Origin of the sequence: Streptomyces roseolilacinus (genome assembly GCF_014649335.1) — a bacterium.
GTDB lineage: Bacteria > Actinomycetota > Actinomycetes > Streptomycetales > Streptomycetaceae > Streptomyces > Streptomyces roseolilacinus.
The window spans coordinates 26,312-52,514 of the sequence record NZ_BMSV01000017.1 but is presented as its reverse complement, the minus strand read 5'-3'; the positions used below and the strand labels follow the sequence as shown (position 1 = coordinate 52,514).

Here is a 26,203-nt window from a genome sequence, read left to right as displayed (position 1 = left end):
CGATAGGCTCGGAGGACGACTTTCAGGTGCTGAAAATCAACGGGCTTCGACGAGCAGAGAGCGGTGCGCAGTGACCGGTGGAGAGGTTGCCGGGATCCTGGTGGCCGTCTTCTGGGCGATCCTGGTGTCCTTCCTGGCCGTGGTGCTGGTGAGGCTGGCCCAGACGCTCAGGGCGACCACCCGGCTCGTGGCGGACGTGACCGAGCAGGCGGTGCCCCTGCTGGCCGACGCCTCCGCGACCGTGCGCTCCGCGCAGACCCAGCTCGACCGGGTCGACGCCATCGCCTCGGACGTCCAGGAGGTCACCTCCAACGCGTCCGCGCTCTCCACGACCGTCGCCTCCACCTTCGGCGGTCCCCTCGTCAAGGTCGCGGCGTTCGGCTACGGCGTACGCCGGGCACTGAGCCGCGACAAGACCGAGCGGCCCGCCGAGCGGCAGCGGTCGCGGCGCACCGTCATCGTCGGCCGCACGGTGCCCAAGGCGCGCGGCGGCCGGAACCGGAAAGGCTGACGCGACACATGTTCCGCCGGGCATTCTGGTTCACCGCCGGCGCGGCAGCCGGTGTGTGGGCCACCACCAAGGTCAACCGCAAGCTCAAGCAGCTCACCCCCGAGAGCCTCGCCGCCCAGGCCGCCGACAAGGCGATCGAGACGGGCCACCGGCTCAAGGAATTCGCCCTCGACGTCCGCGCGGGAATGCTCCAGCGCGAGGCGGAGCTGGAAGAGGCACTGGGGCTGGACGCGCCGGCCGACCCGGCCCTCCCCGGACCCCGCCGCACGGCGCTCGGCCCGGCCGCCCCCGACCGCCGCGTCCCCCCGCACCCGTACCCCACCCACCCGCACAACCGGAATGAGGACCACTGATGGAGTCGGCTGAAATCCGCCGCCGCTGGCTGAGCTTCTTCGAGGAGCGCGGGCACACCGTCGTGCCTTCGGCGTCGCTCATCGCGGACGACCCGACTCTGCTCCTCGTCCCCGCCGGCATGGTCCCCTTCAAGCCGTACTTCCTCGGCGAGGTCAAGCCGCCCTTCCCGCGCGCCGCGAGCGTCCAGAAGTGCGTGCGCACGCCCGACATCGAAGAGGTCGGCAAGACCACCCGCCACGGCACGTTCTTCCAGATGTGCGGCAACTTCTCCTTCGGCGACTACTTCAAGGAAGGCGCCATCAAGCTCGCCTGGGAGCTGCTGACCTCCCCGGTGGAGCACGGCGGCTACGGGCTGGACCCGGAGAAGCTCTGGATCACCGTCTACGAGCAGGACGACGAGGCCGAGCGCATCTGGCGCGACGTCGTCGGCGTCCCCGCCGAGCGCATCCAGCGCCTGGGCATGGGCCCGAACTTCTGGTCCATGGGCGTCCCCGGCCCCTGCGGCCCCTGCTCCGAGATCAACTACGACCGCGGCCCCGAGTTCGGCGTCGAGGGCGGCCCGGCCGTCAACGACGAGCGGTACGTGGAGATCTGGAACCTCGTCTTCATGCAGTACGAGCGCGGCGCGGGCTCCGGCAAGGAGGACTTCCCGATCCTGGGCGACCTCCCCGCCAAGAACATCGACACGGGCCTCGGCCTGGAGCGCCTGGCGATGATCCTCCAGGGCGTGCGGAACATGTACGAGACCGACACCCTGAAGGTCGTCATCGACCAGGCCACCGAGCTGACCGGCGTCCGGTACGGCCAGGCCCACGACAGCGACGTCTCCCTGCGCGTGGTCGCCGACCACATGCGCACCTCCGTCATGCTCATCGGCGACGGCGTCACCCCCGGCAACGAGGGCCGCGGCTACGTCCTGCGCCGCATCATGCGCCGCGCCATCCGCAACATGCGCCTGCTCGGCGCCACCGGCCCGGTCGTCGGCCGGCTCGTCGACACGGTCATCCGCACGATGGGCGAGCAGTACCCCGAGCTGGAGACCGACCGCAAGCGCATCGAGACGGTCGCCCTCGCCGAGGAGGCCGCCTTCCTCAAGACGCTGAAGGCCGGCACCAACATCCTCGACACCGCCGTCACCGAGACCAAGGCCGGCGGGGGCAAGGTCCTCCCCGGCGACAAGGCGTTCCTCCTCCACGACACGTGGGGCTTCCCCATCGACCTCACCCTGGAGATGGCCGCCGAGCAGGGCCTGTCCGTGGACGAGGACGGCTTCCGGCGCCTGATGAAGGAGCAGCGGGAGCGCGCCAAGGCCGACGCCAAGGCCAAGAAGACCGGCCACGCCGACGTCACCGCGTACCGCGAGATCGCCGACACCGCCGGCGCCACCGAGTTCACCGGCTACACCAACACCGAGGGCGAGAGCACGGTCGTCGGCCTCCTCGTCAACGGCGTCCCCTCGCCGGCCGCCTCCGAGGGCGACGAGGTCGAGGTCGTCCTCGACCGCACGCCGTTCTACGCCGAGGGCGGCGGCCAGATCGGCGACCAGGGCCGCATCAAGCTGCACAGCGGCGCCGTCATCGACGTGCGCGACGTGCAGCAGCCGGTCCCGGGCGTGTCCGTGCACAAGGGCTCCGTCCAGGTCGGCGAGGTGACGGTCGGCGCCACCGCCTACGCCGCCATCGACGTCCGGCGCCGCCGCGCCATCGCCCGCGCCCACAGCGCCACCCACCTCACCCACCAGGCGCTGCGCGACGCCCTCGGCCCGACGGCCGCCCAGGCCGGTTCGGAGAACCAGCCCGGCCGCTTCCGCTTCGACTTCGGCTCCCCGTCCGCCGTGCCGCAGACGGTCATGACGGACGTCGAGCAGAAGATCAACGAGGTGCTGGCCCGTGAGCTCGACGTGCACGCCGAGGTCATGCCGATCGACGAGGCCAAGCGGCAGGGCGCCATCGCCGAGTTCGGCGAGAAGTACGGCGAGCGGGTCCGCGTCGTGACCATCGGCGACTTCTCCAAGGAGCTCTGCGGCGGCACGCACGTCCACAACACCGCCCAGCTCGGCCTGGTGAAGCTGCTCGGCGAGTCGTCGATCGGTTCCGGCGTGCGCCGCATCGAGGCCCTCGTCGGCGTCGACGCCTACCACTTCCTCGCCCGGGAGCACACGGTCGTCGCCCAGCTCCAGGAGCTGGTCAAGGGCCGTCCCGAGGAGCTGCCCGAGAAGATCTCCGGCATGCTCGCCAAGCTGAAGGACGCCGAGAAGGAGATCGAGAGGTTCCGCGCGGAGAAGGTCCTCCAGGCCGCCGCCGGACTCGCCGAGTCCGCCAAGGACGTCCGCGGCGTCGCCCTGGTCACCGGTCAGGTCCCGGACGGCACCGGCGCCGACGACCTGCGCAAGCTGGTCCTCGACGTGCGCGGCCGCATCCCGGGTGACCGCCCGGCCGTCGTCGCCCTGTTCGCCACGTCGGGCGGCCGCCCGCTGACCGTGATCGCCACCAACGAGGCCGCCCGCGAGCGCGGCCTCAAGGCCGGCGACCTGGTCCGCACCGCCGCCAAGACCCTCGGTGGAGGCGGCGGCGGCAAGCCGGACGTCGCCCAGGGCGGCGGCCAGGACCCGGAGGCCGTCGGCGCCGCCGTCGAGGCCGTCGAGCGCCTGGTCGCCGAGACCGCCTGATGAGCGGGATGCGACGCGGACGCCGGCTGGCGGTCGACGTCGGGGACGCCCGGATCGGGGTCGCCTCGTGCGACCCCGACGGGGTCCTCGCCACGCCGGTGGAGACCGTGCCGGGACGTGACGTCCCGGCCGCCCACCGGCGGCTGCGCCGACTGGTCGAGGAGTACGAGCCGATCGAGGTCGTCATCGGGCTGCCCCGCTCCCTCAACGGGGGCGAGGGGCCGGCGGCCGCGAAGGTCCGTGCCTTCGCCCGAGAGCTGGCCGGGGGCATCGCCCCCGTGCCGGTCCGGCTGGTCGACGAACGGATGACCACCGTCTCCGCGACGCAGGGGCTGCGCGCCTCGGGCGTGAAGGCGAAGAAGGGCCGGGCGGTCATCGACCAGGCGGCCGCCGTGATCATCCTTCAAAACGCTCTTGAGACCGAACGGGTATCGGGTGATCCGCCCGGCGAGGGCGTCGAAGTGGTCATCTGATCGCGATACGGTAACGTTCCGCGCGATGCGGTGGCATTCGAACAGCCGCCGTACGACGTAGAGGCGGACGTCCCGGAAGCCTCACGGCTGTTTGGGGATCGATGACTGAGTACGGCCGGAGCCCCGGCTCCCAGCCCTGGCACCCCGAGGACCCCTTGTACGGGGACCAGGGATGGGGAGGCCAGCAGGCCGGAGACGCCTACCACCAGCAGCAGCCGCAGTACGGCAGCGGTCACCACGACCCCTACCAGCAGGGGTACGACGGCGGGCAGTACGCGGCGGGCGGCCAGGAGTACGGCGCCGGGGCGACGGGTCAGGAGTGCGGCGCCGGGGCCCCCGGTCAGGGGTACGGCGGCGGGGCACCGGGCCAGGAGTACGGCGGCGGCTGGGACACCGGGACCGGGCAGCAGGCCGCCATGCCGTACGGGACGCCGCCGCCCGCCGACCCGTACGGAACGGGCCAGGGCGCCGACCCCTACAGCACCCCCGAGGCGTACCCGCCGCCGCAGCCCCCCGGCCGGCGCCACCAGGACCCGCACGGCCATGACCCGCACGGTCAGAACCAGCACGGCCATGACCCGCACGGTCAGAACCAGCACGGCCATGACCCGCACGGCCGGGTCCCGCACCCCGGCCACGGCCCCGACGAAGACCGCGGCCAGGGCGGGCAGTGGCAGGCCGAGGCCCCGGGCGACGAGCCCCACCCGTTCTTCGACGACTCCGCCGACGCCCCGCGCCCCGCCGACCGGGAGCAGCCCCCCGGTGACGACCGCGGACGCGGCGACCGCGCACCGCGCGGCGGCTCCCGGCGGCGCGGGGGCGACGACGGGTACGACGACGCGCAGGACGACGGGTACGACGACGAACCGGCCGAGTCGCGGCGCGACGCCGGGAACCGCCGCGGCAAGGCCAAGAAGCGCAAGAGCCGCAACGGCGTGGCCTGCCTCTTCGTCGCCCTGGTCCTCGCCGGCGGCCTGGGCGGTGTCGGCTACGTCGGATACCAGTTCTGGCAGGACCGTTTCGGCCCCGCCCCCGACTTCACCGGTTCCGGCACCGGCGAGACCGTCACCGTCGAGGTCCCCAAGGACGCGGTCGGCGCCGAGATCGGCGGCATCCTCGTCAAGGCCGGGATCGTCAAGAGCGTCGACGCCTTCGTCACCGCCCAGGAGAAGAACCCCAAGGGCCTCTCCATCCAGCCCGGCTTCTACACCCTGAGCAAGGAGATGTCCGGAGCCGCCGCCGTCGAGGCCATGCTCAGCCCCAAGAGCCGCAACGTCCTCATCATCCCCGAGGGACGCCGCAACGCCTGGGTGTACGAGCAGATCGACAAGCGCCTCGAACTGGCCCCCGGCACCACCCGCAAGGTCGCCGAGGCCGAGGCGAAGAACCTCGGCCTGCCCGCCTGGGCCACCGGCCACCCGGACGTGAAGGACCCGCTGGAGGGCTTCCTCTTCCCGGCCGACTACCCGGTCGCCAAGGGCAACAAGCCCGAGGACGTCCTGAGGAGGATGGTCACCCGCGCCAACGCCGAGTACGGCAAGCTCGACCTGGAGTCCAAGGCCCAGTCCCTCGGCCTGGAGGGCCCCTGGGAACTGGTCACCGTCGCCAGCCTCGTCCAGGCGGAGGGCAAGACCGAGGACGACTTCCGCAAGATGAGCGAGGTCGTCTACAACCGGCTCAAGCCCACCAACACCGAGACGAACCAGCTCCTCCAGTTCGACTCGGCCTTCAACTACCTGAAGGGCCAGAGCGAGATCCAGATCAGCGAGTCCGAGATCAACAAGAACCAGGACCCGTACAACACGTACACCCAGAGGGGCCTCACCCCCGGCCCGATCGGCAACCCCGGCAAGCAGGCGCTCGCGGCCGCGCTCGCCCCCACCTCGGACGGCTGGATGTACTTCGTGGCGACCGACGGCATGAACAAGACGGAGTTCGCCAAGACGCACGACGACTTCCTCAAGCTCAAGGACAAGTTCAATGACAACCAGGGGGGCTGACGCCCGCAGGGCCGCGGTCCTGGGCTCGCCGATCGCCCACTCGCTCTCCCCGGTCCTGCACCGGGCCGCCTACGCCGAGCTGGGCCTCACCGGCTGGACGTACGACCGGTTCGAGGTCGACGAGGACCGGCTGCCCGCCTTCCTCGACACCCTCGACGCGTCCTGGGCGGGGCTGTCCCTCACCATGCCGCTCAAGCGCGCGGTCATCCCGCTGCTCGACGGGATCAGCGACACCGCCCGCCGCGTCGAGGCCGTCAACACCGTCGTCCTCACCGGCGACGGCCGCCGCGTCGGCGACAACACCGACATCCCCGGCATGGTCGCCGCCCTGCGGGAGCGCGGCGTGGAGAAGGTCGACGCCGCGGCGGTCCTCGGTGCCGGCGCCACCGCCTCGTCCGCGCTCGCGGCCCTGGCCCGGATCTGCTCCGGGCCCGTCACCGCGTACGTGCGCAGCGAGGCGCGGGCCGAGGAGATGCGCGGCTGGGGCGAGCGCCTGGGCGTCGACCTGCGCACTGCCGACTGGGCCGACGCCGCCCGCGCCTTCGACGCGCCCCTGGTCGTCGCCACCACGCCGGCCGGGGCCACCGACGCCCTCGCCCCGTACGTGCCGAAGGACCCCGCCACGCTGTTCGACGTGCTGTACGACCCGTGGCCCACGCCCCTCGCGGCCGCCTGGTCGGGCCGCGGCGGCGCGGTCGTCGGCGGCCTCGACCTCCTCGTCCACCAGGCCGTCCTCCAGGTCGAGCAGATGACCGGCCGCTCCCCGGCGCCGCTCGCGGCGATGCGCGCCGCGGGGGAGGGCGCCCTCGGCTCCGCCGGCGCCTGACCCGCTCCCGCCGCCCCCGGCGTCCGGACCGCTGTCCGACAGCTGGGACGGCGGCCGGGCGAGCGTCCGGCCGTGGGAGGATCGGGGGTGAGGTCGGTCCGGACCGCGTACCGGGCCCGGCCGTCCGCAGAACCGGCCCCAGGAGAAGGAGCACCGTTGAGCAGGTTGCGCTGGCTTACGGCGGGGGAGTCCCATGGTCCCGCGCTGGTGGCGACGCTGGAGGGTCTTCCCGCCGGCGTCCCGGTCACCACGGAGATGGTGGCGGACCACCTCGCCCGGCGGCGCCTGGGCTATGGGCGTGGTGCGCGGATGAAGTTCGAACGGGACGAGGTCACCTTCCTCGGCGGCGTCCGGCACGGCCTCACCCTCGGCTCCCCGGTCGCCGTCATGGTCGGCAACACCGAGTGGCCCAAGTGGGAGAAGGTCATGGCGGCCGACCCGGTCGACCCGGCCGAGCTCGCCGAACTCGCCCGCAACGCGCCGCTGACCAGGCCGCGCCCCGGCCACGCGGACCTCGCCGGCATGCAGAAGTACGGCTTCGACGAGGCCCGGCCGATCCTGGAGCGGGCCAGCGCCCGCGAGACCGCCGCCCGCGTCGCCCTCGGCGCCATCGCCCGGTCGTACCTGAAGGAGACCGCCGGCATCGAGGTCGTCTCGCACGTCGTGGAGCTGGCCGCCGCCAAGGCGCCGTACGGGGTCCTCCCGACGCCCGCCGACGTGGAGCGGCTCGACGCCGATCCGGTGCGCTGCCTGGACGCCGACGCGTCGAAGGCGATGGTCGCCGAGATCGACCAGGCCCACAAGGACGGCGACACGCTCGGCGGCGTGGTCGAGGTCCTCGCCTACGGCGTGCCCGTCGGCCTCGGCTCGCACGTCCACTGGGACCGGCGCCTCGACGCCCGGCTCGCCGCCGCCCTCATGGGCATCCAGGCCATCAAGGGCGTCGAGGTCGGCGACGGCTTCGACCTGGCGCGCGTCCCCGGCTCCCGGGCCCACGACGAGATCGTCACCACCGACGAGGGCATCCGCCGCACCTCCGGCCGTTCCGGCGGTACCGAAGGGGGCCTGACCACCGGCGAACTGCTGCGGGTGCGGGCCGCGATGAAGCCGATCGCCACCGTGCCGCGCGCGCTGCGCACCGTCGACGTGGTGACGGGCGAGCCGGCGCAGGCGCACCACCAGCGCTCCGACGTGTGCGCGGTGCCCGCGGCCGGGATCGTCGCCGAGGCGATGGTCGCGCTCGTCCTGGCGGATGCCGTCGCGGAGAAGTTCGGCGGCGACAGCGTCGCCGAGACCCGCCGCAACGTCCGGTCCTACCTCGACCACCTGCACATCCGGTGAGCAGCGGTCCGCTGGTCGTCCTCGTCGGGCCGATGGGCTCCGGCAAGTCCACCGTGGGCGCGCTCCTCGCCGAGCGCCTGGGCGTGCCCTACCGGGACACGGACGCCGACATCGTCGCCGCCGAGGGCCGGGAGGTCTCCGACATCTTCGTCGAGGACGGCGAGCCGCGCTTCCGCGAACTGGAGCGGGCCGCCGTCCGCGCCGCCCTCGCCGAGCACACCGGCGTCCTCGCCCTCGGCGGGGGTGCCGTCCTCGACGACGGCACCCGCGCCCTGCTCGCCGGGCTGCCCGTCGCCTACCTGTCGATGGACGTCGAGGAGGCCGTCCGGCGCGTCGGCCTGGGCGCGGCCCGGCCGCTGCTGGCCGTCAACCCGCGCCGCCGGTGGCGCGAGCTGATGGAGGCCCGCCGCCACCTGTACACCGAAGTCGCGCGCGTCGTCGTCGCCACCGACGACCGCACCCCCGAAGAGGTCGCCGACGCGGTCCTCGACGCACTCGAGCTCTCGCATTCCCCGGGCCCCGGGCCCTCGGCGGCCGACGCCGCCGGCTCCCGGGAGCCCGGCCAGGAGGACACGTGACCGACATGCCCGTTACCCGTATCCACGTCGGCGCCAGTGCCGGCTCGGAGCCGTACGACGTCCTGGTCGGCCGGCAGCTGCTCGGCGAGCTGGCCGGACTCGTCGGCGACCGGGCCAAGCGCGTCGCCGTGATCCACCCCGAGGCGCTCGCCGAGACCGGCGAGGCGCTGCGCGCGGACCTCGCCGGCCAGGGCTACGAGGCCGTCGCCATCCAGGTGCCGAACGCGGAGGAGGCGAAGACCGTCGAGGTCGCCGCGTACTGCTGGAAGGCGCTCGGCCAGACCGGCTTCACCCGCACCGACGTGATCGTCGGCGTGGGCGGCGGCGCCACCACGGACCTCGCCGGGTTCGTCGCGGCGACCTGGCTGCGCGGAGTGCGCTGGATCGCCGTGCCGACGACCGTCCTCGCCATGGTCGACGCGGCGGTCGGCGGGAAGACCGGCATCAACACCGCCGAGGGCAAGAACCTCGTCGGCGCGTTCCACCCGCCCGCCGGCGTCCTGTGCGACCTGGCCGCGCTGGACTCGCTGCCCGTCCACGACTACGTCAGCGGCCTCGCCGAGGTCATCAAGGCCGGTTTCATCGCCGACCCGGTGATCCTCGACCTCGTCGAGTCCGACCCGGCCGCCGCCCGCACGCCCGCCGGGCCGCACACGGCCGAGCTGATCGTCCGCTCCATCAAGGTCAAGGCGGAGGTCGTCTCCTCCGACCTGAAGGAGTCCGGGCTCCGCGAGATCCTCAACTACGGGCACACCCTCGCCCACGCCATCGAGAAGAACGAGCGGTACAAGTGGCGGCACGGCGCGGCCGTGTCCGTCGGCATGGTCTTCGCCGCCGAGCTGGGCCGGCTCGCCGGGCGCCTCGACGACGCGACCGCCGACCGCCATCGCTCGGTCCTGGAGTCGGTCGGGCTGCCGCTGACGTACCGCGGCGACCAGTGGCCGAAGCTGCTGGAGACGATGAAGGTCGACAAGAAGTCCCGCGGCGACCTGCTGCGCTTCATCGTCCTCGACGGCCTGGCCAAGCCGACCGTGCTGGAGGGCCCCGACCCGGCCGTCCTGCTCGCGGCGTACGGGGAGGTGTCGGCGTGAAGGACCGCACGCGCGGCGACGTCCGCACGGTGTACGTCCTGAACGGGCCGAACCTCGGCCGGCTCGGCTCGCGCGAGCCCGACGTGTACGGCGCCACGTCCTACGCCGGCCTGGTGGAGACCTGCCGGACGCTCGGCAAGGGCCTCGGCTTCGACGTCGACGTGCGGGAGACGAACGACGAGGGCGAGCTGGTCCGCTGGCTGCACGAGGCGGCCGACCGCTCGATTCCGGTCGTTCTGAACCCGGGCGCCTTCACGCACTACTCGTACGCGCTGCGGGACGCGGCCGCCCAGCGGACGGCGCCGCTGATCGAGGTGCACATCTCGAACCCGTACGCCCGCGAGGAGTTCCGGCACACCTCGGTCGTCGCGGCGGTCGCCACGGGGACGGTCGCGGGCTTCGGCATCGGGTCGTACCGGCTCGCGCTGCGCGCCCTGGCCGACGAGTTGACGGACTGACGGACGTTCCGGAACCCTCCCGGCGCGTTCACCGTCCGACGGGCCGGGAGGGTACGGTTCGGTAGCGGCGCGCCGTCGAACGGCCGCCCGATCAGCGTCAGTCGTACGAGACGGAGTGGCACCGGATGCAGCACGCAGTGGGGGCCCCGCTGCCGCCGCCCCACCAGCCGGGGAACACGGCGGCCGGGTGGCCCCAGCAGGCACACCACCCCGGCCCGCCCCCGCACGCCCCGGCGCCGCAGGGCCCGCCCCCGCACGCGCCCGGGGGACAGGCGCCGCACCGGCAGCCGATGCCGCCGCAGGCCCCGCCGCCCGTGCCGCAGACGTCCGGCCCCGCCTGGCCGGCCCCGCACCACCCCCCGGCGGCGCCCCCCGCGCGCGACACGACGGGCCACATCCACCTGCCGCCGGTGGCCCCGGTCACGCCGCCGCCGGCCGCGGAGCCGGGGGCGGGACCGTCCCCGGGCACGGGCACCGCCACCCTGGCCGTCCTCCTCATAGGCCCCGCGGGAGCCGGGAAGACGACCGTCGCCCGGCACTGGGCGCGGCACCGCCGGGTGCCGACCGCCCACATCAGCCTCGACGACGTGCGCGAATGGGTGTGCGCCGGGTTCGCCGACCCGCAGTCGGGGTGGAACGACCAGTCCGAGGCCCAGTACCGGCTGGCCCGCCGCACCTGCGGCTTCGCCGCGCGCAACTTCCTGGCGAACGGCATCTCCTGCATCCTCGACGACGCGGTCTTCCCCGACCGCCCGGTCGTGGGCCTCGGCGGCTGGAAGCGGCACGTCGGCCCGGGCCTGCTGCCCGTGGTCCTGCTGCCCGGCCTGGAGATCGTCCTGGAGCGCAACGCCGAGCGCAGCGGCAACCGGCGCCTGTCCGACGAGGAGGTCGCGGGCATCCACGGCCGCATGGCCGGCTGGCACGCCTCGGGCCTGCCGATCATCGACAACTCGAACTACGACGTGGAGACGACGGCCCGGGTCCTCGACGAGGTGCTGGCCCGTTCCCTGACGAGCCCGCCGAGCTGGTGAGCGGCGGCGGCCCCCGCGGCGGGGCCGCCCGCCACACCGGCCGCCCGGCCTCCCGCACCACGGTCGGCCGTGCTGGAACTGCCGGGGCGCGCGTTCGCTCGTACGCTCGGGACATGTCCCAGGTGCATGCGGACCGCCGAGGGCGGCTGCGCGACCGGTGCGCGGCGGCCGGATCTGCGGCGGCGCTGGTCTCCCGCCCCGCCAACGTCCGCTACCTCACGGGCGCTTCACCGCCCGGTGCCGTGCTGCTGCTCGGCGGGGACGCGGACGGGGACGCGCTGTTGTGCCCCCAGCCCCCCACCGGCGACCCCGTCGAGGGGCGCGTCGACGAGGCGCTGCGGCTCACGGTCCTCCCGCCCTCCGGCGGCGACCCCGCCGTCACCGCCGCCGACCTCGCCCGCCGGGCGGACGCCGACGTCCTCGCGGTGGAGGAGCGGCACCTGAGCGTCGCCCGGTACCGCGCCATCGGCTCCGCCGCCCCGCGGCTGCGCCTGGAGGACCTCGGGACCTGCGTCGAGCAGGAGCGGCTCGTCAAGGACGACGAGGAGATCACCTGCCTGCGCATCGCCGCCGAGATCACCGACCAGGCCCTCGGCGAGCTCCTGGAGTCCATCCTCGTCGGCCGCACCGAACGCCACCTCGCCCTGGAGCTGGAGCGGCGCCTCGTCGACCACGGCGCCGACGGCCCCGCCTTCCCCACCTCGGTGGCCACCGGCCCCCACTCCGGCCGCGGTCGCCACCGCCCCTCCGACCGCCGCGTCGAGGAGGGCGACTTCCTCTCCGTCTGCCTGGGCGCCAACTACCGCGGGTACCGCTGCGAGATCGGCCGCACGTTCGTCATCGGCACGGCCCCCGCCGACTGGCAGATCGAGCTGTACGACCTCGTCTTCACCGCGCAGCGCGCCGCGCGCGAGGCGCTCGCGCCCGGCACCGCCTACCGGGACGTCGACCGGGCCGCCCGCCAGCTCCTGGACTCCGCGGGCTACGGCGACGGCCTCGCGCCGTCCCTCGGGCACGGCGTCGGCCTCGAAATCGAGGAGGACCCGCAGCTGTCCCCCTCGGCCATGGGTAAACTGGACGCTTGCGTGCCGGTCACCGTCGAACCGGGGGTCCACCTCCCGGGACGGGGCGGAGTCCGGATCGATGACACGCTCGTCGTACGCCAGGAGGCGGACGGCGGACCCGAGCTACTCACCATCACGACCAAGGAGCTGCTCGCGCTCTAGCGCGTACCGTGCCTTCCTCGGTCGTCCACCAGCGTCAGTCCAGGAGATTCCGCAACCGTGGCCACCACGAACGACCTCAAGAACGGCATGGTGCTCAAGCTCGACAACGACCAGCTGTGGTCCGTCGTCGAGTTCCAGCACGTCAAGCCCGGCAAGGGCCCGGCCTTCGTGCGCACCAAGCTCAAGAACGTGCTCTCCGGGAAGATCGTCGACAAGACCTTCAACGCCGGTGTCAAGGTCGAGACGGCCACCGTCGACCGCCGTGACATGCAGTTCTCGTACATGGACGGCGACTACTTCGTCTTCATGGACATGCAGACGTACGACCAGCTGCACGTCTCCCGCCCCGCCGTCGGCGACGCCGCGAACTTCCTGATCGAGGGCTTCACCGCCACCGTCGCCACCCACGAGGGCGAGGTGCTGTACGTCGAGCTGCCCGCCGCCGTCGAGCTGACGATCCAGGAGACCGAGCCGGGCGTCCAGGGCGACCGCTCCACCGGCGGCACCAAGCCCGCCACGCTGGAGACCGGCCACCAGATCCAGGTCCCGCTCTTCATCACCACCGGTGAGAAGATCAAGGTCGACACCCGCACGAGCGACTACCTCGGCCGGGTGAACAGCTAACCGTGGCTGCCCGCAACAAGGCCCGCAAGCGCGCCTTCCAGATCCTCTTCGAGGCCGACCAGCGCGGTGCGTCCGTGCAGGAGGTGCTCGCGGACTGGATCCGGCACGCCCGGTCCGACGACCGGCAGCCGCCGGTCAACGAGTACACGATGGAGCTCGTGGAGGGGTACGCGCAGTACTCCGAGCGCATCGACGAGCTCATCGCCACCTACGCGGTGGGCTGGACACTCGACCGGATGCCGGTCGTCGACCGGAACATCCTGCGCCTCGGCGCGTACGAGCTGCTCTGGGTCGACGCCACGCCCGACGCGGTGGCCATCGACGAGGCGGTCCAGCTCGCCAAGGAGTTCTCCACGGACGACTCGCCGTCGTTCGTCAACGGTCTGCTGGCCCGCTTCAAGGACCTGAAGCCGAGCCTCCGCCGGAACTGACGAGGAAAGGGCCCGCAGCATCCGCTGCGGGCCCTTCCTTCTGCGCGCTCCCGGCCGCCGGCGCGGACCGTGTCCTCGCCCCGCCGGCGCGGACGGGTGGGAGGGCGGCCCCGGCCGGCGGGACCGCCCTCCGGCGGCAACGTTTCTGCGGGGGTCAGCCCTCCTCGTGGGCGACCGCGCGGCGGGCGTCGGCGTCCAGGACGCCCCAGCTGATCAGCTGCTCGGTCAGGACCGAGGGGGACTGGTCGTAGATGACCGCCAGCGTGCGCAGGTCGTCCTGGCGGATCGACAGCACCTTGCCGTTGTAGTCGCCGCGCTGCGACTGGATCGTCGCCGCGTAGCGCTGCAGCGGGCCCGCCTTCTCCTGCGGGACGTGGGCCAGGCGCTCCAGGTCCAGGACCAGCTTCGGCGGCGGCTCGGCGGCGCCGCCCGGCGTGGTCCCCGGCAGCAGCTCCTGCACCGGGACGCCGTAGAAGTCGGCCAGCTCGGCGAGACGCTGCACGGTCACGGCACGGTCGCCGCGCTCGTACGAACCGACCACGACGGCCTTCCAGCGGCCCTGGGACTTCTCCTCCACACCGTGGAGGGACAGGCCCTGCTGGGTGCGGATGGCACGGAGCTTGGCCCCGAGCTGTTTTGCGTATTCGCTGGACATATAGCTCCCTGGACACTGTTACAACGTGCGGCTCCGCCGCGTGGCTGGTAACTCACTGTGAGGTTACGCAGCGTTACGGGGGTGCGTCAAGCCGAACGGTCCGTACCGGGCCCCCTCCGGACCCTGGTACGGTTGAAGACGCAATTCCGACGTCCTTTAAGATCCGTCCCGTGAGGCGGAGAAGGAGGTCCGTTCCGTATGGACGCCCCTCAGCAGTCCGATGCCCGCCCCGTCCTCGAGGGTCCGGACATCGCGCGGGTCCTGACCCGCATCGCCCACGAGATCGTCGAACGCGCCAAGGGCGCCGACGACGTCGTCCTCCTCGGCATCCCCACGCGCGGCGTGTTCCTCGCCCGGCGCCTGGCCGAGAAGCTGGAGCAGATCACCGGCCGCGCCACGCCGGTCGGCTCCCTCGACATCACGATGTACCGCGACGACCTGCGCCTGCGCCCGGCACGCGCCCTGGCCCGCACCGACATCCCCGGTGACGGCATCGACCGCTGCCTGGTGGTCCTCGTCGACGACGTGCTGTTCTCCGGCCGCACCATCCGCGCCGCGCTCGACGCGCTCGGCGACCTCGGCCGCCCCCGCGCCGTACAGCTCGCCGTCCTGGTCGACCGCGGCCACCGGGAGCTGCCCATCCGCGCCGACTACGTCGGCAAGAACCTCCCCACGTCGCTGCGCGAGACGGTCAAGGTCCAGCTCTCCGAGGAGGACGGCCGCGACGCCGTGCTGCTCGGCGTCCGCGAGCCCGCCCCGACCGGCGAGAAGTAGCCACCGGCGCGGCCCGCCCGCGTGTCCCGCGCCCCCGCGGCCCGTCCCGCGGTACGGGCTCCGGCGCCCGCGCGGGCCCCGGGCCGCCCGCGGCACGGCGGCGCACCGGCCCCCGGCCGGCGCCCGCCCGCGCCCGGCCGCCCGGCACGCCGCGCCCCCGCCCGGCACGCCCGGAACCGACCTCCACACCCCACGGAGAACACCCAGATGAAGCGCCACCTCATCTCGGCCGCCGACCTCACCAGGGACGACGCCGTCCTCGTCCTCGACACCGCCGAGGAAATGGCCCGCATGGCCGACCGGCCGATCAAGAAGCTGCCCACCCTCCGCGGCCGGACGATCTGCAACCTCTTCTTCGAGGACTCGACCCGTACCCGGATCTCCTTCGAGGCCGCCGAGAAGCGCCTCTCCGCCGACGTCATCAACTTCTCCGCCAAGGGCTCCAGCGTCTCCAAGGGGGAGTCCCTCAAGGACACCGCCCAGACCCTCGCCGCCATGGGCGTCGACGCCGTCGTCATCCGGCACAGCGCCTCCGGCGCCCCCTACCGGCTCGCCAACTCCGGCTGGATCGACGCCCCCGTGATCAACGCCGGCGACGGCACCCACCAGCACCCCACCCAGGCCCTCCTCGACGCCTTCACCCTGCGCCGCCGCCTCGTCGGCCACGACGCCGGCATCGGCCAGGACCTGTCCGGCCGGCGCGTCACCATCGTCGGCGACGTCCTCCACAGCCGCGTCGCCCGCTCCAACGTCGACCTGCTCCACACCCTGGGGGCCGAGGTCACCCTCGTCGCCCCGCCCACCCTGGTGCCCGTCGGCGTCGACAGCTGGCCCTGCGAGGTGTCGTACGACCTCGACAGCGCCCTGCCCAAGTGCGACGCCGTCATGATGCTGCGCGTCCAGCGCGAGCGGATGAACGCCGCGTTCTTCCCCACCGAGCGCGAGTACTCCCGCCGCTACGGCCTCGACGCCGAGCGCATGGCGAGGATCCCCGAGCACGCCGTCGTCATGCACCCCGGCCCCATGGTCCGCGGCATGGAGATCACCGCCGAGGTCGCCGACTCCCCCCGCTGCACCGTCGTCGAGCAGGTCGCCAACGGCGTCTTCACCCGCATGGCCGTCCTCTACCTGCTGCTCGGTGGCAACGAACCCGCCGTCACCCAGCCGTCGTCCCGTACCGAGGAGAAGTAACCCAGCATGAGCAAGACCCTGATCCGTGGTGCGAAGGTCCTCGGCGGCGAGGTCCGCGACGTCCTCGTCGACGGCGAGACGATCGCCGAGGTCGGCACCGGCCTGAGCGCCGAGGGCGCCACCGTCGTCGAGGCCGAGGGACTGATCCTGCTGCCCGGCCTCGTCGACCTCCACACCCACCTGCGCGAGCCCGGCCGTGAGGACTCCGAGACCGTCCTCACCGGCACCCGCGCCGCCGCGAGCGGCGGCTACACGGCCGTCTTCGCCATGGCCAACACCTTCCCCGTCGCCGACACCGCCGGCGTCGTCGAGCAGGTCTGGCGCCTCGGCCGCGAGCACGGCTACTGCGACGTGCAGCCCATCGGCGCCGTCACCGTCGGCCTGGAGGGCAGGAAGCTCGCCGAGCTCGGCGCCATGCACGAGTCCGCCGCCGGCGTCACCGTCTTCTCCGACGACGGCAAGTGCGTCGACGACGCCGTGATCATGCGCCGGGCCCTGGAGTACGTGAAGGCGTTCGGCGGCGTCGTCGCCCAGCACGCCCAGGAGCCCCGGCTCACCGAGGGCGCCCAGATGAACGAGGGCGTCGTCTCCGCCGAGCTCGGCCTCGGCGGCTGGCCCGCCGTCGCCGAGGAGTCGATCATCGCCCGCGACGTCCTCCTCGCCGAGCACGTCGGCTCCCGCGTCCACATCTGCCACCTGTCGACCGCCGGCTCCGTCGAGATCGTCCGCTGGGCCAAGTCCCGCGGCATCGACGTCACCGCCGAGGTCACCCCGCACCACCTCCTCCTCACCGACGAGATGGTCCGCACGTACGACCCGGTCTACAAGGTCAACCCGCCGCTGCGCACCGAGCGCGACGTGACGGCCCTGCGCGAGGCGCTCGCCGACGGCACGATCGACATCGTCGCCACCGACCACGCCCCGCACCCGCACGAGGACAAGGACTGCGAGTGGGCCGCCGCCGCCATGGGCATGGTCGGCCTGGAGACCGCGCTGTCCGTGGTCCAGCACACGATGGTCGACACCGGCCTCCTCGACTGGGCGGCCGTCGCCGACCGCATGTCCTTCGCCCCCGCCCGGATCGGCGGCGCCACCGGCCACGGCCGCCCCGTCTCGGCAGGCGAGCCCGCGAACCTGACGCTGGTCGATCCGGCATACCGTGGGACCGTGGACCCCGCGGACTTCGCCTCCCGCAGCCGCAACACCCCCTACGAGGGCCGCGAGCTGCCGGGACGCGTCACCCACACCTTCCTGCGGGGCAGGGCAACGCTCATGGACGGGAAGCTCGCGTGACAACTCTGATCCCCCTCGCCGCCGAACCCCGGTCGGCCGAGGTGACCGACTGGACCGCCCGCCTCGGCTGGGTCGGCGTACTGCTCCTCTTCGTGGCCCTCGCCTACTGGCTGATGCGCCAGGGCTGGAAGTGGCGCGTCAGCCTGCAGTCCGCCCTGCCCGAGCTGCCCACCGCGCCCGAGAACCCCGGTGAGACGCGCCTCACCCTCAGCGGCCGCTACCACGGGTCCACCGTGGCCGGGCAGTGGCTGGAGCGGATCGTGGCGCACGGCCTCGGCACCCGCAGCCACGCCGAGCTCACCCTGACGGACGCGGGCCTGGAGGTCGTACGCCCCGGGGCCACCGACTTCTTCGTCCCGGCCGACCGGCTGCGCGGGGCACGGCTCGACAAGGGCATCGCCGGCAAGGTCCTCACCGAAGGCGGCCTGCTGGTCGTCACCTGGGCCCACGGCGACCAGCTGATCGACTCCGGCTTCCGCTCCGACCGGGCAGCCGAGCACCCCGCATGGGTCACCGCCCTCACCTCACTCAGCACCGAGAACACCACGACGGAAGGCGCCGCACGATGACGACCTCCACCCGGGGAACCAGGGTTCCCGCCGTCCTCGTCCTGGAGGACGGCCGCAGCTTCCGCGGCCGCGCCTACGGGGCCGTGGGGGAGACGTTCGGCGAGGCCGTCTTCTCCACCGGCATGACCGGGTACCAGGAGACCCTGACCGACCCCTCCTACCACCGCCAGGTCGTCGTCATGACGGCCCCGCACGTCGGCAACACCGGCGTCAACGACGAGGACCACGAGTCCGCCCGCATCTGGGTCTCCGGGTACGTCGTCCGCGACCCCGCCCGCACCCCCTCCAACTGGCGCTCCCGGCGCTCCCTCGACGAGGAGCTGGAGCGCCAGGGCGTCGTCGGCATCAGCGGCATCGACACCCGCGCCCTCACCCGCCACCTGCGCGAGAGCGGCGCCATGCGTGTCGGCGTCTTCTCCGGCGACGCCGTCACCGGGGACGCCGACATGCTCGCCAAGGTCCGGGCGCAGCCGCAGATGAAGGGCGCCGACCTCTCCGCCGAGGTCGCCACCAAGGAGCCGTACGTCGTCCCCGCGATCGGCGAGAAGAAGTTCACCGTCGCCGCCGTCGACCTCGGCATCAAGGGCATGACCCCGCAGCGGATGGCCGAGCGCGGCATCGAGGTGCACGTCCTGCCCGCCACCGCCACCGCCGACGACGTGTACGCCGTCGCCCCCGACGGCGTGTTCTTCTCCAACGGCCCCGGCGACCCCGCCACCGCCGACCACCCGGTCGCCGTCATGCGCGCCGTCCTGGAGCGCAGGACGCCCCTGTTCGGCATCTGCTTCGGCAACCAGATCCTCGGCCGCGCCCTCGGCTTCGGCACCTACAAGCTGAAGTACGGCCACCGCGGCATCAACCAGCCCGTGCAGGACCGTACGACCGGCAAGGTCGAGGTCACCGCGCACAACCACGGCTTCGCCGTCGACGCCCCGCTCGACCAGGTGTCCGACACCCCCTACGGCCGCGCCGAGGTCTCCCACGTCTGCCTCAACGACAACGTGGTGGAGGGCCTCCAGCTGCTCGACCAGCCGGCCTTCAGCGTCCAGTACCACCCCGAAGCGGCCGCGGGTCCCCACGACGCCGCGTACCTGTTCGACCGCTTCGTTTCCCTGATGGAGGCCGAGCGTGCCTAAGCGCACCGACATCCAGTCCGTCCTGGTGATCGGCTCCGGCCCGATCGTCATCGGCCAGGCCGCCGAGTTCGACTACTCCGGCACCCAGGCGTGCCGCGTCCTCAAGTCCGAGGGCCTGCGGGTCATCCTGGTGAACTCCAACCCGGCCACGATCATGACCGACCCGGAGATCGCCGACGCCACGTACGTCGAGCCGATCACCCCCGAGTTCGTCGAGAAGATCATCGCCAAGGAGCGCCCCGACGCCCTCCTGCCCACCCTCGGCGGCCAGACCGCGCTCAACACCGCGATCTCCATGCACGAGCAGGGTGTCCTGGAGAAGTACGGCGTGGAGCTGATCGGCGCCAACGTCGAGGCGATCCACAAGGGCGAGGACCGCGACCTGTTCAAGGGCGTCGTGGAGGCCGTCCGCGCCAGGATCGGCCACGGCGAGTCCGCCCGCTCGGTGATCTGCCACTCCATGGACGACGTCCTCGCGGGCGTCGAGACGCTCGGCGGCTACCCCGTCGTCGTCCGCCCCTCCTTCACCATGGGCGGCGCCGGCTCCGGCTTCGCCCACGACGAGGAGGAGCTGCGCCGCATCGCCGGCCAGGGCCTCACGCTGTCGCCGACCACCGAGGTGCTCCTGGAGGAGTCCATCCTCGGCTGGAAGGAGTACGAGCTGGAGCTGATGCGCGACAAGCACGACAACGTCGTGGTCGTCTGCTCCATCGAGAACTTCGACCCCATGGGCGTCCACACCGGCGACTCCATCACCGTGGCGCCCGCGATGACCCTCACCGACCGCGAGTACCAGATCCTCCGGGACGTCGGTATCGCGATCATCCGCGAGGTCGGCGTCGACACCGGCGGCTGCAACATCCAGTTCGCCGTCAACCCCGAGGACGGCCGGGTCATCGTCATCGAGATGAACCCGCGCGTCTCCCGCTCCTCCGCCCTGGCGTCGAAGGCGACCGGCTTCCCCATCGCCAAGATCGCCGCCAAGCTCGCCGTCGGCTACACGCTCGACGAGATCCCCAACGACATCACCCAGGAGACCCCGGCGTCCTTCGAGCCCACGCTCGACTACGTCGTGGTCAAGGCGCCCCGCTTCGCCTTCGAGAAGTTCCCGTCCGCCGACTCCACCCTCACCACGACCATGAAGTCGGTCGGCGAGGCCATGGCGATCGGCCGCAACTTCACCGAGGCGCTGCAGAAGGCCCTGCGCTCCCTGGAGAAGAAGGGCAGCCAGTTCACCTTCGTCGGCGACCCCGGCGACAAGGCCGAGCTGCTGCGCGAGGCGGTCCGCCCCACCGACGGCCGGATCAACGCCGTCATGCAGGCCATCCGCGCCGGCGCCACCCCCGAGGAGGTCTTCGACGCCACGAAGATCGACCCGTGGTTCGTCGACCAGATGTTCCTGATCAAGGAGATCGCCGACGAGCTGGCCGCCGCCGAGAAGCTCCACCCCGAGCTGCTCGCCGAGGCCAAGCGCCACGGCTTCTCCGACCAGCAGATCGCGGAGATCCGCGGCCTGCGCGAGGACGTCGTCCGCGAGGTCCGGCACGCCCTCGGTGTCCGTCCCGTCTACAAGACGGTCGACACCTGCGCCGCCGAGTTCGCCGCGAAGACCCCGTACTTCTACTCCTCGTACGACGAGGAGACCGAGGTCGCCCGCCGCGACAAGCCCGCCGTGATCATCCTCGGCTCCGGGCCCAACCGGATCGGCCAGGGCATCGAGTTCGACTACTCCTGCGTCCACGCCTCCTTCGCGCTGAGCGACGCCGGCTACGAGACCGTGATGGTCAACTGCAACCCGGAGACCGTCTCCACGGACTACGACACCTCCGACCGCCTGTACTTCGAGCCGCTCACGCTCGAGGACGTGCTGGAGATCGTCCACGCCGAGCAGCAGGCGGGCCCCCTCGCCGGCGTGGTCGTCCAGCTCGGCGGCCAGACCCCGCTCGGCCTCGCCCAGGCGCTCAAGGACAACGGCGTACCGGTCGTCGGCACCCCGCCGGAGGCCATCCACGCCGCCGAGGACCGCGGCGCCTTCGGCCGCGTCCTGAAGGAGGCCGGCCTCCCGGCGCCCAAGCACGGCACCGCGACCACCTTCGCCGAGGCCAAGGAGATCGCCGACGAGATCGGCTACCCGGTCCTCGTCCGCCCGTCCTACGTGCTCGGCGGCCGCGGCATGGAGATCGTCTACGACGAGGCGCGCCTCGAGACGTACATCGCCGAGTCCACCGAGATCAGCCCCACCCGGCCGGTCCTCGTCGACCGCTTCCTCGACGACGCCATCGAGATCGACGTCGACGCCCTCTACGACGGCGAGGAGCTGTACCTCGGCGGCGTCATGGAGCACATCGAGGAGGCCGGCATCCACTCCGGCGACTCGGCGTGCGCCCTGCCCCCGATCACCCTCGGCGGCTTCGACGTCAAGCGCCTGCGCGCCTCCACCGAGGCCATCGCCAAGGGCGTCGGCGTCCGCGGCCTGATCAACATCCAGTTCGCCATGGCCGGGGACATCCTCTACGTCCTGGAGGCCAACCCGCGCGCCTCCCGCACGGTCCCCTTCACCTCCAAGGCGACCGCCGTCCCGCTGGCGAAGGCCGCCGCCCGCATCTCGCTCGGCGCCACCGTCGCCGAGCTGCGCGCCGAGGGCCTGCTGCCCGCGCGCGGCGACGGCGGCGAGCTCCCGCTCGACGCGCCGATCTCCGTCAAGGAGGCCGTCATGCCGTGGTCGCGCTTCCGCGACATCCACGGCCGCGGCGTCGACACCGTCCTCGGCCCGGAGATGCGCTCCACCGGCGAGGTCATGGGCATCGACTCGGTCTTCGGCACGGCGTACGCCAAGTCGCAGGCCGGCGCGTACGGCCCGTTGCCCACCAAGGGCCGCGCGTTCATCTCGGTCGCCAACCGCGACAAGCGCTCGATGATCTTCCCGGCGCGCGAGCTGGTCGCCCACGGCTTCGAGCTGCTCGCCACCTCCGGCACCGCCGAGGTCCTCAAGCGCAACGGCATCAACGCCACCGTCGTGCGCAAGCAGTCCGAGGGCGAGGGCCCCGGCGGCGAGAAGACCATCGTCCAGCTGATCCACGCCGGCGAGGTCGACCTCATCGTCAACACCCCGTACGGCACCGGTGGCCGCCTCGACGGCTACGAGATCCGCACCGCCGCCGTGGCGCGCGGCGTCCCCTGCCTCACCACGGTCCAGGCGCTCGCCGCGGCCGTCCAGGGCATCGACGCCCTCACCCACGGAGGGGTCGGCGTCCGCTCCCTCCAGGAACACGCCGAACACCTGATCGCGGCCCGCGACTAGCAGCCCACGAGGGGGACACCGCCACCGCGGTGTCCCCCTCCTCATGAGGACACCCACCGAGATGTACGAACTCTTCTTCCACCTCGTCTTCAAGCGGATGGACCCGGAGCGCGCCCACCACGCGGCCGTCCGCTGGATCCGCCTCCTGGCCGGCGTCCCCGTGCTGCGCACCCTCGCCGCCGCCGTCCTCGCGCCCCGCCCCAGGGAGCTGCGCACCGAGGCCCTCGGCCTGCGCATGCACGGCCCCTTCGGGCTGGCCGCCGGCTTCGACAAGAACGCCGTCGCGATCGACGGCATGGCGATGCTGGGCTTCGACCACGTCGAGATCGGCACCGTCACCGGCGAGCCGCAGCCCGGCAACCCCAAGAAGCGCCTCTTCCGCCTGGTTCCGGACCGCGCCCTGATCAACCGCATGGGCTTCAACAACGAGGGCTCCGCCGCCGTGGCGCGGCGGCTGCGCGAGCGCGTGCCGGTCTTCAGGACGGCCGTCGGCGTCAACATCGGCAAGACCAAGGCCGTCCCCGAGGCCGAGGCCGTCGCGGACTACGTGAAGTCCACCGAGCGCCTGGCCGGCCACGCCGACTACCTCGTCGTCAACGTCTCCTCGCCCAACACGCCCGGCCTGCGCGACCTCCAGGCCACCGAGGCGCTCCGGCCGCTGCTCACCGCCGTCCGGGAGGCCGCCGACCGCACGGTCACCGACCGCCGAGTCCCGCTCCTGGTGAAGATCGCCCCCGACCTGGCCGACGAGGACGTCGACGCCGTCGCCGACCTCGCCGTGGAGCTGGGCCTGGACGGGATCATCGCCACCAACACCACCATCGCCCGCGACGGCCTGGGCCTCGTCTCCGACCCGGCGCTCGTCGCGGAGACCGGCGGCCTGTCCGGCGCCCCCCTCAAGGAGCGGTCCCTGGAGGTCCTGCGCCGCCTCTACGCGCGCGTGGGCGACCGGCTCGTCCTCGTGGGCGTCGGCGGCGTCGAGAACGCCGAGGACGCCTGGCGGCGCATCCTCGCCGGCGCCACCCTCGTACAGGGCTACAGCGCCTTCATCTACGAGGGCCCCTTCTACGCCCGCGCCGTCCGCAAGGGCCTCGCGGCCCGGCTGAAGGCCTCCCCGTACGCCACCCTCGCCGACGCCGTCGGCGCGGACACCCGAAAGGCCGTCCAGTGACCCCCGCACCCTTCGGCGCCCGCCTGCGCGAGGCCATGGACGCACGCGGCCCGCTCTGCGTCGGCATCGACCCGCACGCCTCCCTGCTCTCCGCCTGGGGCCTCGCGGACGACGTCGGCGGCCTGGAGACCTTCACCCGCACCGTGGTGGAGGCGCTGGCCGGCACCGTGGCCGTCTTCAAGCCGCAGAGCGCCTTCTTCGAGCGGTTCGGCTCGCGCGGCGTCGCGGTCCTGGAGAGGGCCGTCGCCGACCTGCGGGAGGCGGGCGCCCTCGTCGTCATGGACGCCAAGCGCGGTGACATCGGCTCCACCATGGCCGCGTACGCCGAGACGTTCCTGCGCGAGGACTCGCCGCTGTTCTCGGACGCGCTGACCGTCTCCCCGTACCTGGGCTACGGCTCCCTGAAGCCGGCCGTCGACCTCGCGCGCGAGAGCGGCGCCGGCCTGTTCGTCCTCGCCCTGACCTCCAACCCGGAGGGCGCCGAGGTCCAGCGGGCCGTGCGCGAGGACGGGCGGACCGTCGGGGCGACCGTGCTGGCGCACCTCGCCGAGGAGAACGCGGGGGAGACCCCCATGGGCTCCTTCGGCGCGGTCGTCGGCGCCACCCTCGGCGACCTGTCCTCCTTCGACCTGGACGTCAACGGCCCCCTCCTGGCGCCGGGCATCGGCGCCCAGGGCGCCACCCCGGCGGACCTGCCGGGCGTCTTCGGCGCCGCCGTGCGCAACGTCGTCCCGAACGTCAGCCGCGGCGTCCTGCGGCAGGGCCCGGACGCGGCGGCCCTGCGGGACGCGGCGCAGCGGTACGCGGACGAGGTGCGCGCCGCCGTCGGCGGCTGAGCCCGCGGATACTGTGATGTACCTCACGGGTGCCCGTCCCGCCAGGCGGGCGCCCGGTCCCGCCCCGCGCGGCGCCCGCGGAACGGCCCGTGGCGGTTGTTGACGGATTCGGGCCCCAAACGGGGGCGTTATGTCGCGTTTGTCGGGCAGGATCGATGCTGACCAGGACTTTTCCGCTGTTCTCGCTGACTCGGGCGGCCTTGGCCGCTAGTCTCCGACGAGAGTCAGCGTTCGCAGCGTCACTGCGTTGCTCGTTGCTCCCTTGGTGTGGGCCGACTAGGTTCCTCACCGGTCCGTATCCGACAGTTCGACATCCGAGGTGACGTAGGCGTGGCTCTTCCGCCCCTTACCCCTGAACAGCGCGCAGCCGCGCTCGAAAAGGCCGCCGCGGCTCGCCGGGAGCGGGCCGAGGTCAAGAATCGACTCAAGCACTCCGGCGCCTCGCTCCACGAGGTCATCAAGCAGGGCCAGGAGAACGACGTCATCGGCAAGATGAAGGTCTCCGCCCTCCTGGAGTCCCTGCCGGGCGTGGGCAAGGTCCGCGCCAAGCAGATCATGGAGCGGCTGGGCATCTCCGAGAGCCGCCGCGTGCGCGGGCTCGGCTCCAACCAGATCGCGTCCCTGGAGCGTGAATTCGGCGGCTCCAAGGCCTGACGGCCGATACCTGGCGTCCGGGACACTCCCGGAAGCTGGAATAATCGCCCCATGGCTGCAACATCCCGGGGGACGACCCCCGAGCCCCCGGTCGTACGTCCGCGGCTGACCGTGCTCTCCGGCCCCTCCGGGGTCGGCAAGAGCACGGTCGTCGCCCATATGCGCAAGGTCCACCCGGAGGTCTGGCTCTCGGTGTCGGCCACGACCCGCACGCCGCGTCCCGGCGAGCAGGACGGCGTGCAGTACCACTTCGTCACGGACGACGAGTTCGACAAGCTCATCGCCAACGGCGAACTGCTGGAGTGGGCCGAGTTCGCCGGCAACCGCTACGGCACGCCGCGCCGGGCCGTCCAGGACCGGCTGGAGGCCGGCGAGCCCGTCCTCCTGGAGATCGACCTCCAGGGCGCCCGGCTGGTGCGCGAGTCCATGCCCGACGCGCAGCTGGTCTTCCTGGCCCCGCCGAGCTGGGACGAGCTGGTCCGCCGGCTCACCGGCCGCGGCACCGAGTCGCCCGAGGTCATCGAGCGGCGCCTGGAGGCGGCCAAGGTCGAGCTCGCGGCCGAGTCCGAGTTCGACGTCACCCTGGTCAACACCTCCGTCGAGGACGTGGCACGTGAGCTGCTAGCCTTGATGGACGTTGTCTGATTCTCTTTGTCCACTTTTTCGGAAGGTAGAGCGTGTCCTCTTCCATCACCGCGCCCGAGGGCATCATCAACCCGCCGATCGACGAGCTGCTCGAGGCCACTGACTCGAAGTACAGCCTCGTGATCTACGCGGCCAAGCGCGCGCGGCAGATCAACGCGTACTACTCGCAGCTCGGTGAGGGCCTGCTCGAGTACGTCGGTCCGCTGGTGGACACCCACGTCCACGAGAAGCCCCTCTCGATCGCCCTGCGGGAGATCAACGCGGGCCTGCTGACCTCCGAGGCCGTCGAGGGCCCGGCGCAGTAAGCGCGTCCTTACGTCATCACCAGGCCCGGCGGGCGTCCGCCGGGCCTGCGGTGTGTCCCGG

General features: G+C 72.7%; 26 protein-coding genes. 25 read left to right on the top strand and 1 reads right to left on the bottom strand.

From position 1 onward, the window contains the following. Window positions 1-70 precede the first annotated feature (70 nt). The 14 genes from IE106_RS28595 (at window position 71) to nusB (ending at window position 13,612) form a co-directional block, all read left to right on the top strand. Entirely contained in the window at window positions 71-511 is a 441-nt protein-coding gene (locus tag IE106_RS28595) for a DUF948 domain-containing protein (RefSeq protein WP_189538138.1), read from the top strand. An 8-nt stretch (window positions 512-519) separates the two neighbouring features. Further along, window positions 520-864, top strand: a complete 345-nt coding sequence (locus tag IE106_RS28590) for a DUF6167 family protein (RefSeq protein ID WP_189538137.1) — start codon at window positions 520-522, stop codon at window positions 862-864. After that, window positions 864-3,533, top strand: coding sequence for an alanine--tRNA ligase (gene alaS / locus IE106_RS28585; protein WP_189538136.1), 2,670 nt, complete (start codon window positions 864-866; stop codon window positions 3,531-3,533). Before IE106_RS28590 ends, alaS begins: the two co-directional genes overlap by 1 nt. Further along, complete coding sequence (gene ruvX / locus IE106_RS28580) at window positions 3,533-4,006, top strand: Holliday junction resolvase RuvX (RefSeq protein ID WP_189538135.1); 474 nt, start codon at window positions 3,533-3,535, stop codon at window positions 4,004-4,006. Before alaS ends, ruvX begins: the two co-directional genes overlap by 1 nt. Window positions 4,007-4,107: 101 nt before the next feature. Next, a complete protein-coding gene (mltG, locus tag IE106_RS28575) occupies window positions 4,108-6,006 on the top strand; it encodes an endolytic transglycosylase MltG (RefSeq protein ID WP_189538134.1) in 1,899 nt (632 codons plus the stop codon). Next, window positions 5,987-6,832 (top strand): shikimate dehydrogenase, encoded by an 846-nt coding sequence (locus tag IE106_RS28570; RefSeq protein ID WP_189538133.1) that lies wholly within the window; start codon window positions 5,987-5,989, stop codon window positions 6,830-6,832. Before mltG ends, IE106_RS28570 begins: the two co-directional genes overlap by 20 nt. A 156-nt stretch (window positions 6,833-6,988) precedes the next feature. Beyond that, complete coding sequence (aroC, locus tag IE106_RS28565; RefSeq protein WP_189538132.1) at window positions 6,989-8,173, top strand: chorismate synthase; 1,185 nt, start codon at window positions 6,989-6,991, stop codon at window positions 8,171-8,173. Continuing rightward, window positions 8,170-8,751, top strand: a complete 582-nt coding sequence (locus IE106_RS28560; RefSeq protein WP_189538131.1) for a shikimate kinase — start codon at window positions 8,170-8,172, stop codon at window positions 8,749-8,751. Before aroC ends, IE106_RS28560 begins: the two co-directional genes overlap by 4 nt. Further along, on the top strand, window positions 8,748-9,842 hold the full coding sequence (gene aroB / locus IE106_RS28555; protein ID WP_189538130.1) for a 3-dehydroquinate synthase: 1,095 nt from the start codon (window positions 8,748-8,750) through the stop codon (window positions 9,840-9,842). Before IE106_RS28560 ends, aroB begins: the two co-directional genes overlap by 4 nt. Continuing rightward, the gene (gene aroQ, locus IE106_RS28550; RefSeq protein ID WP_229840873.1) at window positions 9,839-10,300 is read left to right on the top strand and encodes a type II 3-dehydroquinate dehydratase; all 462 of its coding nucleotides are present in this window, start codon (window positions 9,839-9,841) and stop codon (window positions 10,298-10,300) included. Before aroB ends, aroQ begins: the two co-directional genes overlap by 4 nt. A gap of 125 nt (window positions 10,301-10,425) precedes the next feature. Then, entirely contained in the window at window positions 10,426-11,331 is a 906-nt protein-coding gene (locus IE106_RS28545) for a Pro-rich N-terminal domain-containing protein (RefSeq protein WP_189538129.1), read from the top strand. 113 nt (window positions 11,332-11,444) lie between these two features. Next, window positions 11,445-12,557 carry an aminopeptidase P family protein gene (locus IE106_RS28540; RefSeq protein WP_189538128.1) on the top strand — a complete coding sequence of 371 codons (1,113 nt, stop codon included), beginning with the start codon at window positions 11,445-11,447 and terminating at the stop codon, window positions 12,555-12,557. Window positions 12,558-12,614: 57 nt separating this feature from the next. Further along, the gene (gene efp, locus IE106_RS28535; protein WP_189538127.1) at window positions 12,615-13,181 is read left to right on the top strand and encodes an elongation factor P; all 567 of its coding nucleotides are present in this window, start codon (window positions 12,615-12,617) and stop codon (window positions 13,179-13,181) included. 2 nt (window positions 13,182-13,183) lie between these two features. Beyond that, complete coding sequence (gene nusB / locus IE106_RS28530) at window positions 13,184-13,612, top strand: transcription antitermination factor NusB (protein ID WP_189538126.1); 429 nt, start codon at window positions 13,184-13,186, stop codon at window positions 13,610-13,612. Window positions 13,613-13,766: 154 nt separating this feature from the next. Here the strand turns inward: nusB and bldD are convergent, their stop codons facing one another. After that, window positions 13,767-14,267, bottom strand: a complete 501-nt coding sequence (bldD, locus tag IE106_RS28525; protein WP_030355502.1) for a transcriptional regulator BldD — start codon at window positions 14,265-14,267, stop codon at window positions 13,767-13,769. Window positions 14,268-14,465: 198 nt separating this feature from the next. On the opposite strand from bldD, the gene pyrR reads away from it, so the two are divergent. The 11 genes from pyrR (at window position 14,466) to rpoZ (ending at window position 26,142) form a co-directional block, all read left to right on the top strand. Further along, window positions 14,466-15,041: a bifunctional pyr operon transcriptional regulator/uracil phosphoribosyltransferase PyrR gene (gene pyrR, locus IE106_RS28520; RefSeq protein ID WP_189538125.1), complete on the top strand. Its 576-nt coding sequence runs from the start codon at window positions 14,466-14,468 to the stop codon at window positions 15,039-15,041. 207 nt (window positions 15,042-15,248) lie between these two features. Further along, window positions 15,249-16,232, top strand: a complete 984-nt coding sequence (locus IE106_RS28515) for an aspartate carbamoyltransferase catalytic subunit (protein ID WP_189538124.1) — start codon at window positions 15,249-15,251, stop codon at window positions 16,230-16,232. 6 nt (window positions 16,233-16,238) lie between these two features. After that, window positions 16,239-17,525 carry a dihydroorotase gene (locus tag IE106_RS28510; RefSeq protein WP_189538123.1) on the top strand — a complete coding sequence of 429 codons (1,287 nt, stop codon included), beginning with the start codon at window positions 16,239-16,241 and terminating at the stop codon, window positions 17,523-17,525. Then, entirely contained in the window at window positions 17,522-18,094 is a 573-nt protein-coding gene (locus IE106_RS28505) for a PH-like domain-containing protein (RefSeq protein ID WP_189538122.1), read from the top strand. The genes IE106_RS28510 and IE106_RS28505 overlap by 4 nt, the downstream gene beginning before the upstream one ends. Further along, a complete protein-coding gene (gene carA / locus IE106_RS28500) occupies window positions 18,091-19,230 on the top strand; it encodes a glutamine-hydrolyzing carbamoyl-phosphate synthase small subunit (protein ID WP_189538121.1) in 1,140 nt (379 codons plus the stop codon). The genes IE106_RS28505 and carA overlap by 4 nt, the downstream gene beginning before the upstream one ends. Further along, window positions 19,223-22,531, top strand: coding sequence for a carbamoyl-phosphate synthase large subunit (gene carB, locus IE106_RS28495; RefSeq protein ID WP_189538120.1), 3,309 nt, complete (start codon window positions 19,223-19,225; stop codon window positions 22,529-22,531). The genes carA and carB overlap by 8 nt, the downstream gene beginning before the upstream one ends. A gap of 61 nt (window positions 22,532-22,592) precedes the next feature. Then, on the top strand, window positions 22,593-23,702 hold the full coding sequence (locus IE106_RS28490; RefSeq protein WP_189538163.1) for a quinone-dependent dihydroorotate dehydrogenase: 1,110 nt from the start codon (window positions 22,593-22,595) through the stop codon (window positions 23,700-23,702). Continuing rightward, complete coding sequence (gene pyrF / locus IE106_RS28485) at window positions 23,699-24,538, top strand: orotidine-5'-phosphate decarboxylase (protein ID WP_189538119.1); 840 nt, start codon at window positions 23,699-23,701, stop codon at window positions 24,536-24,538. The genes IE106_RS28490 and pyrF overlap by 4 nt, the downstream gene beginning before the upstream one ends. Window positions 24,539-24,868: 330 nt before the next feature. Further along, a complete protein-coding gene (locus IE106_RS28480) occupies window positions 24,869-25,192 on the top strand; it encodes an integration host factor (RefSeq protein WP_010470436.1) in 324 nt (107 codons plus the stop codon). 51 nt (window positions 25,193-25,243) lie between these two features. Then, window positions 25,244-25,837, top strand: a complete 594-nt coding sequence (gene gmk, locus IE106_RS28475) for a guanylate kinase (RefSeq protein WP_189538118.1) — start codon at window positions 25,244-25,246, stop codon at window positions 25,835-25,837. A gap of 32 nt (window positions 25,838-25,869) precedes the next feature. Then, window positions 25,870-26,142 (top strand): DNA-directed RNA polymerase subunit omega, encoded by a 273-nt coding sequence (gene rpoZ, locus IE106_RS28470; RefSeq protein ID WP_003982715.1) that lies wholly within the window; start codon window positions 25,870-25,872, stop codon window positions 26,140-26,142. Window positions 26,143-26,203 lie beyond the last annotated feature (61 nt).